Source organism: Bacteroides sp. HF-4919 (assembly GCF_018860125.1).
Genome location: NZ_JAHKNF010000001.1, coordinates 947,926 through 964,133, shown reverse-complemented (window position 1 = coordinate 964,133; position 16,208 = coordinate 947,926). Strand labels below are relative to the sequence as shown.

Genomic DNA, 16,208 nt, shown 5'->3' with positions numbered 1-16,208 from the left:
CAATTACATTCTTTCGTGGAAACTTCGGCTGATAACTTCCAGCTGGTGTTCGCGGCTCAGCTTCACGAAGTTGACGGCATATCCTGAAACGCGGATAGTCAGTTGTGGATACTTTTCGGGATGTTCCATTGCATCCTGTAGCATTTCACGGTTCAGTACGTTCACGTTCAGGTGGTGTGCGCCTTTGGTGAAGTATCCGTCCATCATGGTCACCAGGTTGTCGATACGATCCTCTTGAGTTGCGCCTAATGATTTCGGAACGATAGAGAATGTGTTACTGATGCCATCCTGTGAATCACGGTAGCGCAACTTAGCTACTGAACTGAGCGAAGCAATCGCACCATTCTTGTCACGTCCGTGCATGGGGTTGGCACCCGGTGCAAAGGCGATGCCTTTGGCACGTCCGTCGGGAGTGGCACCTGTTTTCTTGCCATACATCACGTTCGAAGTGATGGTCAGCAACGAGAGGGTAGGACGGGCATTCTTGTATACCGGGAGTTTCTTCAGTTCTTCGCTGAAGAAGTATACCAGGTCTACACCCAAGTGGTCTACACGGTCATCATCGTTACCGAAGCAGGGGAAAGCACCTTCGATATCGAATCCTTCAGTCAGGCCGATGTCATTGCGGCGCGCTTTCACATGCGCATATTTGATGGCAGACAGTGAATCGATAGCGATTGAAAGTCCGGCTACACCATAAGCAAGGTTAATGCGCGGATCAGTATCTACGAAAGCCATCTGAGCCTTTTCGTAATAATACTTATCGTGCATATAGTGGATGATGTTCATGGCCTCGTTATATACACGGGCGATCTGTACCAATACCTTTTTATAGTTGGCCATTACTTCTTCGAACTTCAGCGTTTCGCCTGTCAATACAGGGATGTCTTTTACCATGACAGTACCTGTGTTTTCGCAACGTCCTCCGTTGATTGCCAGCAACAATGCTTTTGCAAGGTTGGCACGGGCACCGAAGAACTGAATTTGCTTTCCGATTTCCTGGTAAGAAACACAACAAGCGATACCGTAATCGTCCGATTGGCGGACCTCACGCATCAGGTCATCGTTTTCGTACTGTACGGATGAAGTATCGATGGATACTTGTGCACAGAATGCCTTGAAACCTTCCGGCAGTTCAGGACTCCATAGTACAGTCATGTTAGGTTCCGGTGACGGACCTAAGTTGTAGAGTGTCTGTAAGAAACGGAAAGATGTTTTAGTGACCTTTGTACGCCCGTCGTTGAAACGTCCTCCGATGGATTCGGTTACCCATGTCGGGTCACCTGCAAAAATATCGTTGTACGACTGCATACGCAAGTGACGTACCATACGGAGTTTGATAACGAACTGGTCGATCAACTCCTGAGCGAATGTTTCCGTAATAGTTCCCTGGCTCAGTTCATATTCCAGATAGATATCGAGGAATGAAGACACGTTACCCAATGACATGGCAGCACCGTCCTGCTCTTTTACAGCAGCCAGATAAGCCATGTACACCCATTGTACGGCTTCTTGTGCGGTATATGCCGGGCGGCTGAGATCCAGACCGTAGTATTCACCCAACACCTTGATTTCTTTCAGTGCCTTGATCTGTTCGGCCACCTCTTCGCGGAGGCGAATGCGGGCTTCTGTCATCGGACCTGTAAGATTATGGAGGTCCTCTTTCTTGGCTTCGATCAGACGGTCGAGACCATAAAGGGCAAGGCGGCGATAGTCACCGATGATACGTCCGCGTGCATAATTATCAGGAAGCCCGGTCAGGAATCCCAAAGAACGGAATGAACGGATTTCATCAGTGTATACATCGAATACTCCGTCGTTGTGTGTCTTGCGGTAATGAGTGAAGATATCCTTTACTCTATCATCCACCTCTACTCCGTTTTCACGGCAAGCCTTCATTACTACATTGATTCCGCCGAACGGTTTGATGGCACGTTTCAGTACCTGATCGGTTTGTAATCCGACGATCAGTTCGTTCTCTTTATCGATATAGCCGGCAGGGTGGGAGGTTATAGTAGATACTGTAGTGTAATCAAGTGCGCGAATTCCATTGTTGTTTCTCTCTTCTTCGAGAGCTTTGAGACAGTTGTTCCAGACAGCCTTAGTGCGTTCAGTAGGTCCTTGCAGGAAAGAAGCATCCCCTTCGTAAGGAGTAATGTTGTTACTGACGAAATCTCTGACGTTGATTTCCTTGCTCCAAAGTCCATCTTTAAAGGTCTTATTCAATTCCATAAAATTAATCAGTTAGTGGTTAGTTATCCTTTAGAGCGTGCAAATTTACGATCTTTTTTCGGTTTAGGGATATAAAAGGTTCCTATTTTATGTTGAATAGCATAAAAATACCTACTTATAGGGAGGTTGTGTTCCTCTCTGTTGAAGTACTCTTTCCAAATATTTTTGCGGAAAAATTTGCAGATTTAAAAATGATTCGTACCTTTGCAGCGCTTTAAGAGAAAAGCACTATTGAAAAGTAGTTTTGGAGAGGTGGCAGAGTGGTCGATTGCGGCGGTCTTGAAAACCGTTGTACTGCGAGGTACCCGGGGTTCGAATCCCTGTCTCTCCGCAAGAAACATTGATAATCAATGTTCTACAGGATAAACACCCAACTTTACGTCCAAACTGTAAAGTTGGGTGTTTCTATTTTAAGGCTTAGTCTGAATGACTTTTATAGATATTCAATTATCCGAAGCTTTATGACGAATGTTATAGATAAGATAAATTCTGTGTGTCTGCTTTCTGACGATACAATACAAGCGTTGAAAGAGAGTGTGACCTTATGCCATTTTCCCAAAAAACATTTGTTGATAAAGGAAAATACATTTTGCAAGTTCGCTTATTTTATAGAAAAAGGGATGACCCGTTCTTTCTGGCTTGTGAACGGGGAAGAAATAACTACTTCTTTTTCTTGTGAAGGGGGAATTGTCTTTAGCATGGATGAATTATATTATAATAAGTTGAGTGAAGAATTTGTAGAAACACTTGAAGACGTTGTTGCATACAAAATATCACTGGCTGACTTGAACAGGCTTTTTCAAACCAATATCGAACTGGCTAACTGGGGACGGATTATCCATCAAAATGAATATAGACGTTTGCAGCGTTCACATAAGGAACGGCTTGCATTGCCGGCCAAAGAACGTTACGAAGAGTTTAAGCAGCAGTTTCCTCAAGTGTGCCAGCGGGCTAATTTGGGATATATCGCATCATATCTGGGGATCAAGCTTTCTACACTTAGTCGTCTTAGGGCCCAAAAATGATTTTTATACGATAAGATTTTGCCATAGAACAAATTTTATGTTTTTCAAGTTGCGTAACTTTGCCGCATTATTATGTAACCGTTAACAAAAAACAAATTTGTAAATTATCATGCAAAAAGGAACTACTACTGCATTTTTAGACACAAAACCTCATTATGAACTTCTTGACGGATTGAGAGGGGTCGCTGCTCTCATGGTAATATGGTACCATATATTCGAAGGTTTTGCAACAAGTCCCATGGACCAGCGATTTAATCACGGATATCTGGCTGTCGATTTCTTCTTTATCTTATCGGGGTTTGTTATCGGCTATGCTTATGATGACCGTTGGAAAACGATGAAAACAAAAGACTTTTTCAAACGCAGATTAATTCGTTTGCATCCGATGGTGGTTCTGGGAGCTGTTTTGGGTAGCATTACGTTTTGCATGCAGGGTTGTGAGAAGTGGGATGGTTCACAGGTTTCCATTTCGATGGTAATGTTGGCTATGCTTATGGGGATATTTTTGATTCCTGTTGCGCCGGGGGCAGGTCCCGAAGTCCGTGGAAACGGTGAGATGTACCCTTTGAATGGTCCCAGTTGGTCTTTGTTTTTTGAGTATATCGGAAACATACTATATGCATTGTTTATTCGCAAGTTGTCTACGAAGGCTCTCACGGTGCTGGTTGTATTGGCCGGAATCGGACTGGCTTCATTTGCCATATTCAATTTTTCCGGTTATGGTCACTTGGGTGTGGGATGGTCAATGGCAGATTATAATCTGATCGGAGGTTTCCTGCGTTTATTGTTTTCATTCTCTATCGGATTGTTGATGATGCGTGTTTTTAAACCGCTTCAGGTTAGAGGTGCCTTTTGGATATGCAGTCTGGCAATTATTGTTTTGCTTTCCATGCCTTATATCGGTGGTAGTGAATTTCCGTGGATGAATGGTATTTATGATTCTGTATGTGCCATCATTATTTTTCCGTTACTTGTCTATCTGGGTGCTTCGGGAAAAACAACAGATAAAAAGTCATCTAAAATCTGTGAATTCTTAGGAAACATATCTTACCCGTTGTATATAGTACACTACCCTTTCATGTATCTGTTTTATGCGTGGGTATGGAGTAAAGAACTCAGCTTTTCACAGGCGTGGCCGATGGCATTGGTTGTATTTTTCGGAAACATCTTACTGGCTTATCTCTGCCTGAAGTTCTATGATGAACCGGTCAGAAGATGGTTGACTAAGAAGTTTCTGGCAAAGAAATAAAAATAACATCACTGTATCATAAATGAAGGGGTTGCAAAAATCGTTTTTTGCAACCCCTTCATTTATGTCCGGCATATAAACTTAAAGTCTGACCCCCTGCTCTCCATTATCCTGCATATAGAGATAGGCCAAAGAATAAATTTAATCTTTCCATCTTATACAAGACAGATTTCAGTGTATATAAGAAAATCAATTCTCGTATATTCCGATTAGCCCATCCGCCGTGATGGTTTCTGCATTTATTTTTAGTTTCCGGCATCTGCTATTATTGTAGAAGCGGATGTGGGCTTTGCCGTCCTTGTCCGTACTAACTGAGGGATTCCAGTAAAGAGTACGGCGATAATCGGGAACGGGAGGAAGTGCGGAGTAATTCGGCTGGTAGAACTCTTTGACCGGACTATATCCGTCAAGCCATGTTTTTCTGACACCTTTGCCTGCCTCTGTCGGTATTTTGCCTTCCGGATAGGTTTCAATCAATACGGCGCAACCATATAAGTCGGATACATCGAAGGGTGAAAGCCGTGGGTCTGCATACCGGCAAATAGTGGAAAGGTTTTCAGTAATATAAATCGATTTGATGGCTTCAAGCCTTATATATTTGTATTTATTATAGTCCATCTCAGTATGTCGGGTACATTCATAATTGATAACGAAGAGTGGCATTTTACTTTTGTAATATAAATAATTCCTTTGTGGGACAGGGCTGAAATTCTTATTCATATTCAGCATCAGTTCGTGTATGTCGTCACCGATGAATTTTCCGCTGTCCTTTATGTCGTCCAGTTCAGAATGGACGTCATAATAAGCTATTGATTTTGAACGACTCTCGTAAATCTCTTTTTCTTTACTTCTTTTTTTAGCTTTGATGGTCACCTCTTTCAATCGATAGTTCTTTTCGTGGTTGCCTGCTTTAGCCAGTGAATCTGTATAGGCGGCAAAGAAGGTTTCGATGTCGTCTTCTGTCAAGACATTTGTTTCTTTATCCGGAATAGTATCTTCTTCTTTTTTCGTATTGGCGATGTTCACCTGCATATCGGCATAATGATATTTTGCGGGGGGAGGGCTGAACAATCTGTCTAATAGAATACGATAATCTTTCTTTTTTCTGTTGACTGTCACTGCCAATATCAAGTCCCATTTCCCATAGATATCCGATATCAGTGAAAAACGTCCTAAACTATCGGTAGTAATAGCCTCGATGAAGCTGCTGTTTTCTTCATTTTCTCCCCGTTTTTTCAAAAAGCACGATACTTCTACGTTGGGTTTTGGAAGTTGCCGGACGAAAGAAACAACCTGGCCCCGTGTTTCGATACCTCTTTCGGGACCATATTTGAGGTTGAGAGATTCAATTCCGGTCATTTGCTTCCAAGAGTAGCGGCGCCAACCCTGTATCCTCAATAACAGATCGATTGCCATGCGGTGTGTGTCGTCTTCCGCTTCAAAATAATAGCCGGGATTGCGGACATACCCTTTTATCTCGGACATTAATAGGAGGTCGGTTAGTATATTGCGTCCTGATTCCACTTCATTCATGCCATCTCTTACGGATAAAGCAAATGTGTTTTGTACCGGTTGCATTTCAGCTCCGGTTAAGGTAAATTCCAGATTTACTAATTCATAGGGATTGTATGTTTCTTTGTCTGTCCGTGCTTTTATAGATAATCGTTTTTGAGGGTGAATGAATATCAAACGGTCGGACAGGACTTCTCCGCCACCATTGAATAACGCGATACGGGAGACTCCGGGTGTCAATCTGCTCTTATCTATTTTGAAGCGAATGATTTCATTTCCTTCAACGTCGATCAGACAAAACTTGTGAAGCTTTCCTCCGTTGATAACTGCTAATCCCAATAGAGTGGCGGGAGTATTGGGACTCTTTTGCAAAGCAATCTCCACACTGTCTGTGTATGACAGATTATCAACATGTAGCGCATACCCTGTTGGCAGGGCTTCCGGCATATTGAACTGGTGTTTTTTACCATTGAACTCAACGACTGCTTTTTGTTTATCACCTGTAGGTGTGTAATTGAAAACTCCCCGTCCGTCATGGATTGCGGTGAAATGGGCTGTTTCCTGTTTTTCGTCGTTGATAACAGTACCACTCAATGTTATGGGGTTGCCATAGGCATCTGTCGCTTCGAAAGCGATTTGTGACTCTATTCCCTGAATCAGGTTTCCACTTTCGGGGAAGAACTTTAAATTTACTTTTTTGCCTTTTGTCGGTTTGGGGCGCTCCATCGGGTAATTTCCTGTTGAATATTTCCGCATCTCTTTTTCAGCGAAGTTTCCTTCTGTTTGGGGCTTGTCGAAGATCGGCAGAAGTCTTGAAAAAATAATATCTTCCCCAAAGTTAAGCATGTATTTCGTATAGGCACGAACCTCGTAAAAGCCCGAATAAAAGGGTATTTGGTTTAAAGTGAAATCTCCGTGACATTGACTGTTCTCTATTTTTAATATCCGTTTGTCGATTATTTCACCTCCGGGATTCAATAATTCGACATATAAAGTTTTACTCAGGTTTGTGGCCGGGTATAGATCGGAGGTGACCAGAAAACATTTAAACCAGATATCATCACCTTGATAATAGCTGGTATTATCGAATTGCAGGTAAACTTTCTCCTGTGGAATATGTTTTGAGAAATTTTCTATCAGACAGGCGTATTGGCTCAACTTTTGGACAAGGCTGTCTTTGTTTTGTGCAGATACATGAAGACAAAACAGGCATAGGAATAAGTATCCCGTCCATTTTTTTGTTGTTTTCATCTTATTATAGCTTGGTTAAACGGTTATTCTTATTTTCTGCTATATCTTGTTTCAGGTAAAGTTCCTTACTGTCATGCCGGGATTTACCTCTTGCAGGGCTTTTATCAGTTCCTGAGGTGACTCCGGGTCTACCATGACAAATCCAGTGGCATGTTTGATTTTTATTTTCTGTATACCCAAGGCATGGGGAGTATATGTAATACTGGTGATATGATTGAAAGAGCGTTTTTGATGGAAGCCGTTCACAATTTGCAGCATTCCGTTTTCTTTGACGATGTATCTACTGGTTGCTTGCGAAAAGTAGATTGTCGCACCCGGACCTAAGCATGCAGCGCCTATCCATATTGCCTGAATTGTTATGAAACTGATGACAATGCAAGCTACTATGCCTATAGCGAATAGCCAAAGCCCTATCTTGGGATTTCTTGCTTTAAATGTTTGTTCCATCTTTTTTAAGATTATGTTTGTAACTGTCTGATAAAGATAGGAAAAAATAGAATAAAAGAATGAAATAACTTTCTTTTTTTGAGTATTGGCTATGAAAAGATTGATTTGGGTCCTATCCGTGCAGAGATAGACCGGAAAAATAATTCTTTGCCGGTAAACCATTAATTCTGCCTTTTTATCTATTTTTGCCACTTGAGAATTTTTTTAATATTAATCTAACTATCATGAGACGAAAAGCGACTTTACTATTGCTCGTAACATTCGGACTACTGCTCGGCGCAGTGGCACAGGAAAAAATGAAAACAGTGATCGAACCCTTGAAAAATGAAAGATGGTGGGGAGGATTCGTAGCTTTAGGTAACCAGATGCCGTTTGGTGATCATTTGCGGATGCAGGATATGTCACGCAATAATATGAATAATCAGGTAGTTCCGTTCATGCTTTCTTCCGAAGGCCGATATATATGGGCCGAGAAACCTTTCTGTTTTGAGGTGAAAGACGGACAATTGATTATCTATTCGGATTCGGAAAAGATAGAACCGGTAAAAGCGGGGAATACACTGAAAGAAGCTTTACTGGCAGCCTCGGCGAAACACTTTCCACCTTCGGGACAGATACCGGAACCTGCTTTCTTTTCTCTTCCACAGTATAATACATGGATTGAACTGATGTATGATCAGAATCAGGAGGACATTATGAATTATGCCCATAAAGCCGTAGAAAACGGATTTCCCCAAGGCGTATTCATGGTAGATGATAACTGGCAGAGATATTATGGTAACTTTGATTTCAAATCCGAAAGATTTCCTGACCCGAAAGGAATGACCGACGAACTGCACAAGATGGGATTCAAAGTAATGCTGTGGGTTGCTCCTTATGTATCGCCGGACAGTCCTGAATTCCGTGAACTGGAAGCAAAGGGATATTTATTGAAAGATAAGAATGGACGTACAGCCATCATCCATTGGTGGAATGGTTACAGTGCCTGTTATGACACCACGAATCCGGAGGCTATGAATCATCTGAAGGAACAGTTAAAAGCCAATCAGGAGAAATATGGTATCGACGGATTTAAATTTGATGGTGGAGACGTTGCTTATATGACAGGAGAATATGCTTTTCATGATAAAGAGGCCGATGTGAATACTTTTATGGAGAAATGGGCCGAGATAGGTTTGAGCTTTCCCTACAATGAATTGCGTGCTGCCTGGAAGTTGGGTGGTCAGGCATTGGTACAGAGGCTGGGCGATAAGGATTATTCCTGGCGTGCGACTCAGTTGCTAATTCCCGATATGACTGCCGCGGGATTATTGGGACATTATTATACTTGTCCGGACATGGTAGGCGGAGGCCAGTTTGGTGCTTTTCTGAATGTGAAGAAGTTTGATGAAGAGTTGATTGTACGCTCCTGTCAGGTACACGCCCTGATGCCGATGATGCAATTCTCCGTGGCTCCCTGGCGCATCCTGAGTAAAGAAAATGTAGCGATTTGTGCTAAGTATGCCCATTTGCATCAACAAATGGGAGATTATATTCTGGGATTGGCAAAGCATGCTTCCGAAACGGGTGAACCTATTGTTCGGCACATGGAATACCAGTATCCCCATCAAGGATTTATCGATTGTAAAGACCAGTTTATGTTGGGTGACAAATACTTGGTTGCTCCGATGCTGACTTCCGGGACAAGCCGTACGGTGATGCTGCCCAAAGGTAAATGGAGAGATGATCGAGGGAAGGTATTTAAAGGTCCGAAAACAATAACAATAGATGTCCCGCTGGAGCGCTTGCCGTATTTTGAGAAGCTGACTAAATAGTAATTTCTATAATTAAAGAGAAAAGCCACGCTAACATTACATAGCGTGGCTTTTGTTTTGGGTTTAAACTACTTCTGTGTTATTTTACACGAATGATGTTGTAATTCAGGTCGCTGGCAGATACTTCCAGGCTGTCGTCAGCCAGGGTAAGGGTAGTATCATTAGCGATTACGAAATAAACAGGTTCGCTTCCGTCACTCGGGTTCAGTTTAAGAGCCGTTTTCTTTTTATTCTTTACGGTTTTCTCCACTGTCACCGGTTTTCCTTTAGAAGTGAAGGTTTTGTCTTTACCTTTGCCTTCGGCATCCAGATAAGTGACGTCCAGTGTATACGTTGTATCGGCCGCATTCGCCAGTGTGTTCAAGGTTAACACGTAGCGGATACCCGGACCGTCAGCAGCGGGAAGTACACCTTCATAAACCTGAGTTTCTTCCATAGTAGGTTCCATAACCACTGCCAAACTGTCTGCGGCTGCTTCTTCAGCTTTTGTTCCTTTTAATTGGCAGGATACCAATGCAGCAACAACGGCTGCCAACATAATTACTTTTTTCATTGTTAAGTGCTTTAAATTAATATAAAAAGTGAGTGCTATTCCTACTCTTCTTCTTTCTTTATGACAAGCAGCTTATCGACCCTCCCGCGGTCCATGTCCACTACTTCGAACTGCAGGTTTTTATAAATGAATATATCTCCGGCTTTTGGAATGCGTCCTATCAGGAACATCGCCAGTCCGCCCAATGTGGTAAAGTCTTCCGACTCGATGTCATCATAGGAGAGAATTCCCATCTCTTCCATAAAGTCCCCGATGTTCATCGAAGCTTCTACCAACAAAGAGCCGTCCTGTCTGCGAACGATTTCCTCTTCTTCAGTATCGTCCTCTTCCAGAATGTCTCCAAAGATACTTTCGGTCAGGTCGTGCAGGGTAATAATGCCCTCCGTGCTGCCATACTCGTTAACAACAACTCCGAACTTATTTTTGTTCTTCTTAAATAGCTCTAAAACTTTTTTTGCGTACAAACTTTCCGGTATAAATAGTGCCGGACGGGTGATTTCTTTCAGATCAAACTCCTGTTCGGTGCCTACCATTAAAATAATATCTTTTACAGAAACGACACCTGCTATCTCTTCTGTATTATCATCGATCAGCAGGTATTTGCTGAAGTGTTTATCTTCGATGGTCTGAAGGACTTTTTCTTTACTGTCTGTCGTATGCAGAACGATCAGGTCGCGACGATGGGTCATCAGTTCGTTGGCACGTTTATCCGAAAACCGGAATACATCGCGCAACATTTCGGTTTCTTCTTTGTCGATGACTCCCTGTTCCGAACTTTGATGCAGAATCATTTTCAATTCTTCTTGGGTCATCAGCCGCTCTTCACTTTTCAGCCCAATCAGCTTATTAAGCAGGCGGGTAGAGATGCTGAGTAACCATACGAAAGGATAAGAAATTTTAGTCAGCAGAATCATGACGGGGCTTAACAGGGTTGCATAGCGTTCCGGATTACTAAGAGCAATGGATTTGGGAACCAGCTCTCCGATGATCAGCGACAAATAAGTAATGATGACTACTGTGGTAATCATAGCGAGGTCTTTTGCATAAGGTTCGGCTCCCGGAATCATAGCGAAAAGGGGAACTACATCGTCGGCAATGGCCACTCCACCATAAGCACCCGATATGATACCGATCAGCGTAATACCAATCTGGATGGTAGAAAGAAATTTTTCGGGTTCTTCCAATTGTTTCAGTACTCCCCGTGCTGATTTATTTCCTTTGCTTACCAGGGTTTCAAGGCGTGCTTTACTTGAAGATACTAAGGCGATCTCGTACATGGCAAAAATACCATTCAGTACGAGTAAAAGAATAATGATTAAGAATTCCATATAGATGTGAATAGTTTCATGACCGCAAATTACACTAAAGTACGGACTCATGCAAAATCTATCGAAATTATTAATGAATTTTTTCAAAAAAAGTTGAGGCCGACCCTCCGGATGTGGGGGCCGGCCTTATGTAGGATCAGAAAATGTTGTATCCGGGTTTATTTATTCTTGGTGTATTCGTCAGCTTTTTCTTTAGCTCGGGCTACGCGTTTGGCTGTATCCGGATGTGAAGAGAACATTTTCTGGAATTTGGATTCTTTCGGGGCTTCGGCCGATAATTCCAATAATTTGTTCAATGCATTGTACATTGCGTATGGATCGATATTATGTTTGATGCTAAATTCAAAACCATAGTCGTCCGCCTCTGTCTCCTGTTTCTGAGAGTATTGCGCACCGGCCAATGCTTCCGCCATGGCACCCAGTTCAGAATCTGACAGTTTAGCTACAGTCGAGCTGGCAGCTCCTGCGGCATTTTTTACGGCCGAACGGAGATAAGCATTCTTCATTGCATCTTTTGAGTCTGTATGAATCACGTGTCCGATTTCGTGTCCTACTACAGCCATTACTTCATCGTCTGTCATAATGTCCATCAGACCGGCACAAATGCGTACACTGCCGTCACCACATGCAAAAGCGTTCACATCCACAACCTCGTATACGCCGAAATTTACTTTCAGTCCGTCCACTTCTTTGATGTGTCCGGTCAGTTTCTCCAGTCGTTTGCCATACTCACTGTCAGCAGCTGTCAGCGGATTGTGGGTATCCATCCATTGCATATATTCTTTGCTCATAGCTGCAATGTCGGCATCCGACAGCGTGATTGCTTTAGCTGCGTCACTTCCTGCCTGTACCACTTTGCCTACATTGATTTTTTTACCGCCGATTTTAAATTGTGCCGAGGCAGTCGTGAAGCACATTCCACATAACAGTGCTGCGATAAAAACAATTCTCTTTTTCATTTTAGTAAGTTTTTGTAATTAATAATATAGTTGTCTATGTGTTTAATATTCAAATGTGATTCCTAATGTAGGCATTAAAGTTCCGCTTTTTTGAGAGATGTATTTCATCTTATAGCGTTGTTCGGCTATCGGAGCCGACGGATTTTCGATGACTCCCGTACTCATCAATATGTCCGGCTGGCGGAACTTGCTGTTTGTCACATTTTGCAGGTCAATGTAAAAACCGAGCATACAGCGTTTCAAATAGAATGTTTTGTCAACGCGGACATCCAGTTGCCCAAAGGCCGGCAAGCGTCCCGTATTATATTGGCCGTAATCATAATAGGGCCGTCCTTGGGCATTCCATGCCGTCACCAGAGAGGATTTGTCAATATCGTAAGGTGTGTAGGGGGCTCCGCCGATGCAACTGACCTTCATTCCCAGACTCCAGTTGTGAGGAAAGTTATAGGTTCCACTCATATTGAATATGTATCGGTTGTCCCAGGCGGAAGCTATGTACTCGGATTCTTTGTTGTTGCGGTATTCACTTTTGAATAACGTGAACGAAGTGGACAGATTCAGCTTTTTGGCTATCAGCCATTTCATCAGTATTTCTGCTCCATATGCCCTTCCTTGTGAGGTAGAACTTAATGCTTCATTCCCGATCACTCCGTAATCGTTTCCTTTACAGGCCAGAGGTATCCCGTCGACAATAGAGAATGGTATTTTATCATATTTTTTATAGAAACCTTCAATAGATAACTCGAAGGTATTGCGCGGACGCCAACTCAGCCCTATGCTTTCCTGACTGACTCTCATGTAACGGAGGTATTTGTTGACCAGTTTGCCATTGTTATCCTTGAATCCCAATCCGGTATAAGGAGGCAACTGATAATACAGTCCGGCATTCCCGCTCAAGTAGACTCCATCCGTCAGCCGGTAGGAGAGTGACAGGCGGGGAGACAACTGATCGGACATTCCCTTCATGCCGGAAGAGAAGTTGTTGGCATCAGTCCGTACTCCGAGTGAGGTGGTAAACCGTTCGTCGGGTGTAGCATAACTAATGGTTCCGAATAATCCCCAGCGCCAAAATCCCAAATAGGTATGATAATCGAAGGTCTTGCCTCCATCGATATAAACCCGCTGGAAAGTGGTATTGGTATATTGCGAATAGTCCAGGTTAGCTCCCAAATTTACTTTCCAGTTTCCGAACGTCGAGGCATTTTCTATCCGGAACTTGGTCTCCTGTTCCACCGAGCGTAATTTCAATGACAGGTTTTTTGCACTACTTTCGTCGTTGTTCAGATATTTGGTGTTGCGGTTATTCAGATAACTGTGGCTTATAACAACAGATTGTACATGGGCTCCGGCATAATGACGGTATACCGCTCCCAGTGTGAAGGTTTCCTGCTGAATTTTAGGTAAATAGCTGAGGATATATTCGGCTTTTTCTCCGTCGAGTTTCGTGTTCAGTTTCATGTTGTCGATGCCGCCAAGCCCCAGTACAGTCAGTTCGTTAGTCGTATTGAAACGGGTTTTCAATTTGAATTGCGCATCTGTAAATGTAGGCAGAAATGGTAGGCCCAGCATATCGAACAGGAATTGGAGGTAAGACTGCCGTACTGAAACCAGATAGGAAGTCTTTTTGCCAAGATGTCCGTTAGATGATAAAGATACCTCCGAGGCACCCAGTGTCGCCTTGAGTGAATTGCGTTCCATGTCGCCGTCACGCAATTTGAAGTCAAGCACCGAGCTGAGTGAATTGCCTTTGTCGGCAGGAAAGGCTCCGGTATAGAAATTCACTTCACGGATCAAGTCGGCATTGATGATTCCTACGGGACCACCCGATGCCCCTTGTGTACTGAAATGATTAATGTTAGGTATTTCCACTCCGTCCAGATAGAATCGGTTTTCGGATGGAGAACCACCCCGGACAATCAGGTCGTTCCTGTATCCTGCCGGAGAGAAAGCAACCCCCGGATATGACTGTACGATGCGTGAAATATCCCGGTTGGCTCCCGGACTTTTCTCGATTTCCTGCAAGCCGATGATGCGTAGTCCGACAGGACTTTCCAGATCACGCCGGAAAGGGGAGGCGGTGACTGTGACTCCTTCCAGTTCGGTCAGGTTCTCTTCCGTTTCGATTTGGATGGTAAGATCTTTAGTGGAGACAATATATTCGGGGGTAAGTACCGTTTTATATCCTACCGCAGATGCCTGAAGGCGATAAATACCGGGGGGGACTTCCTGAATGTTGAAGTGCCCTTCAGCATCTGTCACCGCTCCACGTCCCAGCCCCAAGATCAGTACATTGATAAATTCCAGTGGTTGGCGGCTGGCTTTGTCAATTACAGTCCCCTTGATTTTGTGCGTTGGTTGCGCACCGGCTGCCGTGAGCAAGCCCAAAAGAAACAGGAAGAAAACAGTTTTTTTCATTGGCCTGGTTTCGATATACTTTGTGAATTCTGTGCAAAGTTATATAAAAAAGGTTTTGGCTCTCGTTTTTATCTGTTATTTTTGTGGGGAAGTTTTAAATATAAATTATGAAAACCATAAAGCTGATTACTTGTAATGATGCCGTTCAAGCTCATATCATTCAGGGAGCACTTGCTAACGAAGGCATCGACTCTCTGTTACATAATGAAAATATGTCGACATTGTTGCGAGGTTATGTCCGTGACATCTCCGGAGTAGATGTTTTGGTGGCCGATTGTGATTACGAAGCGGCCGTGCGATTGTTACAGCAGAATCAGATGATTCCTGAAGAACAGAAGTTTTGTCCTTTCTGCGGTTCGGATCAAATCAGGTTTGTTCTTAAAAAGGAGCACCGGATGAAAGCCATCAGCGCTGCCATCGCTTCTATGCTGGCAGGTGTTCCGCCGGGAGATAATCATTGGGAATATATTTGCAGCCACTGTGGAAAAGCTTTTGAGAAACCGGTTGCGGAATTCAATCCTGTTGTTCCCGAAGTGGGGGATTAAAATGGTAAACTCTAAAAAACATAGATTAAAAATGAAAAGAAGAAACTTTATTTTGGCTTGTCTGCTCTTACTCGCTTTACCTCTTAGCGCTGCAAAAGTGGATACGCTGATGGTGAAGAGCCCCTCTATGAATAAGGAGGTTCAAGTAGTGGTAGTGACTCCTGATGTTGCTTCTGGAAAACAGGCGGTGGAGTGTCCTGTGCTCTATTTGTTGCATGGTTATGGCGGCCATGCCAAGACTTGGATTCAGATAAAACCGAACTTACCGGAAATCGCAGATGAAAAAGGGATTATTTTTGTATGTCCCGACGGGAAAGACAGTTGGTACTGGGATAGCCCCAAGAATCCGGCGTACCGGTATGAAACGTTTGTTTCTTCGGAGTTAGTGAGTTATATTGACCGGAATTATAAAACGATTGCCGACCGTAAGGGGCGTGCCATCGCCGGACTCAGTATGGGAGGACATGGGGCTATGTGGCTCGGCATCCGTCATAAAGATGTGTTTGGAGCGGCAGGAAGCACCAGTGGAGGTGTCGATATCCGCCCTTTTCCGCAGAATTGGAGTATGAACAAACAGTTGGGTGAAATGGCTTCCAATAAAAAGGTGTGGGATGAACATACGGTAGTCAATCAACTTGATAAAATTCAGAATGGCGATCTCGCTTTGATTATTGATTGTGGTGAAGATGATTTTTTTCTGAATGTAAACAAAGACTTTCATAACCGGTTGTTGGGGCGCAAGATCAATCATGATTTTATTACCCGTCCCGGTGAACATAACGGGAAATACTGGAATAATTCCATTGATTATCAAATCCTCTTCTTCAGTAAGTTCTTTGCCAAGAAGTAGGGAACAGGTGATAAAGAGCATTCTGGGA

12 protein-coding genes and 1 tRNA gene are annotated in these 16,208 nt (G+C 43.3%); 6 read left to right on the top strand and 7 right to left on the bottom strand.

The window, feature by feature from the left end; translation table 11 throughout:
* Positions 1–3 precede the first annotated feature (3 nt).
* Positions 4–2,232, bottom strand: a complete 2,229-nt coding sequence (gene pflB / locus KO473_RS04125) for a formate C-acetyltransferase (protein WP_005776049.1) — start codon at positions 2,230–2,232, stop codon at positions 4–6.
* A 246-nt stretch (positions 2,233–2,478) separates the two neighbouring features.
* Here pflB and KO473_RS04120 point away from each other — a divergent pair.
* From KO473_RS04120 to KO473_RS04110, 3 genes are all read left to right on the top strand, one after another.
* Positions 2,479–2,563: transfer RNA gene (locus tag KO473_RS04120), tRNA-Ser, on the top strand.
* Positions 2,564–2,693: 130 nt separating this feature from the next.
* The gene (locus KO473_RS04115) at positions 2,694–3,257 is read left to right on the top strand and encodes a Crp/Fnr family transcriptional regulator (protein ID WP_005776050.1); all 564 of its coding nucleotides are present in this window, start codon (positions 2,694–2,696) and stop codon (positions 3,255–3,257) included.
* A 109-nt stretch (positions 3,258–3,366) separates the two neighbouring features.
* A complete protein-coding gene (locus tag KO473_RS04110) occupies positions 3,367–4,506 on the top strand; it encodes an acyltransferase (RefSeq protein WP_005818948.1) in 1,140 nt (379 codons plus the stop codon).
* A gap of 189 nt (positions 4,507–4,695) precedes the next feature.
* On the opposite strand, the gene KO473_RS04105 is transcribed toward KO473_RS04110, so the two are convergent.
* A complete protein-coding gene (locus tag KO473_RS04105) occupies positions 4,696–7,269 on the bottom strand; it encodes a hypothetical protein (protein ID WP_122130555.1) in 2,574 nt (857 codons plus the stop codon).
* 51 nt (positions 7,270–7,320) lie between these two features.
* The gene (locus tag KO473_RS04100) at positions 7,321–7,716 is read right to left on the bottom strand and encodes a PH domain-containing protein (protein ID WP_005776054.1); all 396 of its coding nucleotides are present in this window, start codon (positions 7,714–7,716) and stop codon (positions 7,321–7,323) included.
* A 224-nt stretch (positions 7,717–7,940) separates the two neighbouring features.
* Here KO473_RS04100 and KO473_RS04095 point away from each other — a divergent pair, with 224 nt between their 5' ends.
* Positions 7,941–9,530: a glycoside hydrolase family 31 protein gene (locus KO473_RS04095; RefSeq protein ID WP_005776055.1), complete on the top strand. Its 1,590-nt coding sequence runs from the start codon at positions 7,941–7,943 to the stop codon at positions 9,528–9,530.
* Between the two features lie 79 nt (positions 9,531–9,609).
* On the opposite strand, the gene KO473_RS04090 is transcribed toward KO473_RS04095, so the two are convergent.
* The 4 genes from KO473_RS04090 to KO473_RS04075 form a co-directional block, all read right to left on the bottom strand.
* On the bottom strand, positions 9,610–10,083 hold the full coding sequence (locus tag KO473_RS04090) for a copper resistance protein NlpE N-terminal domain-containing protein (RefSeq protein ID WP_005818957.1): 474 nt from the start codon (positions 10,081–10,083) through the stop codon (positions 9,610–9,612).
* A 41-nt stretch (positions 10,084–10,124) separates the two neighbouring features.
* Positions 10,125–11,411, bottom strand: a complete 1,287-nt coding sequence (locus KO473_RS04085) for a hemolysin family protein (protein ID WP_005776058.1) — start codon at positions 11,409–11,411, stop codon at positions 10,125–10,127.
* A gap of 158 nt (positions 11,412–11,569) precedes the next feature.
* Positions 11,570–12,370: a M48 family metallopeptidase gene (locus KO473_RS04080; RefSeq protein WP_005776059.1), complete on the bottom strand. Its 801-nt coding sequence runs from the start codon at positions 12,368–12,370 to the stop codon at positions 11,570–11,572.
* A gap of 42 nt (positions 12,371–12,412) precedes the next feature.
* Complete coding sequence (locus tag KO473_RS04075; RefSeq protein ID WP_005818958.1) at positions 12,413–14,785, bottom strand: TonB-dependent receptor; 2,373 nt, start codon at positions 14,783–14,785, stop codon at positions 12,413–12,415.
* 107 nt (positions 14,786–14,892) lie between these two features.
* On the opposite strand from KO473_RS04075, the gene KO473_RS04070 reads away from it, so the two are divergent.
* Together KO473_RS04070 and KO473_RS04065 are read left to right on the top strand one after the other, a co-directional pair.
* Positions 14,893–15,330, top strand: coding sequence for a putative signal transducing protein (locus KO473_RS04070; protein WP_005809635.1), 438 nt, complete (start codon positions 14,893–14,895; stop codon positions 15,328–15,330).
* Between the two features lie 31 nt (positions 15,331–15,361).
* Complete coding sequence (locus KO473_RS04065) at positions 15,362–16,180, top strand: alpha/beta hydrolase family protein (RefSeq protein WP_005818959.1); 819 nt, start codon at positions 15,362–15,364, stop codon at positions 16,178–16,180.
* Positions 16,181–16,208 lie beyond the last annotated feature (28 nt).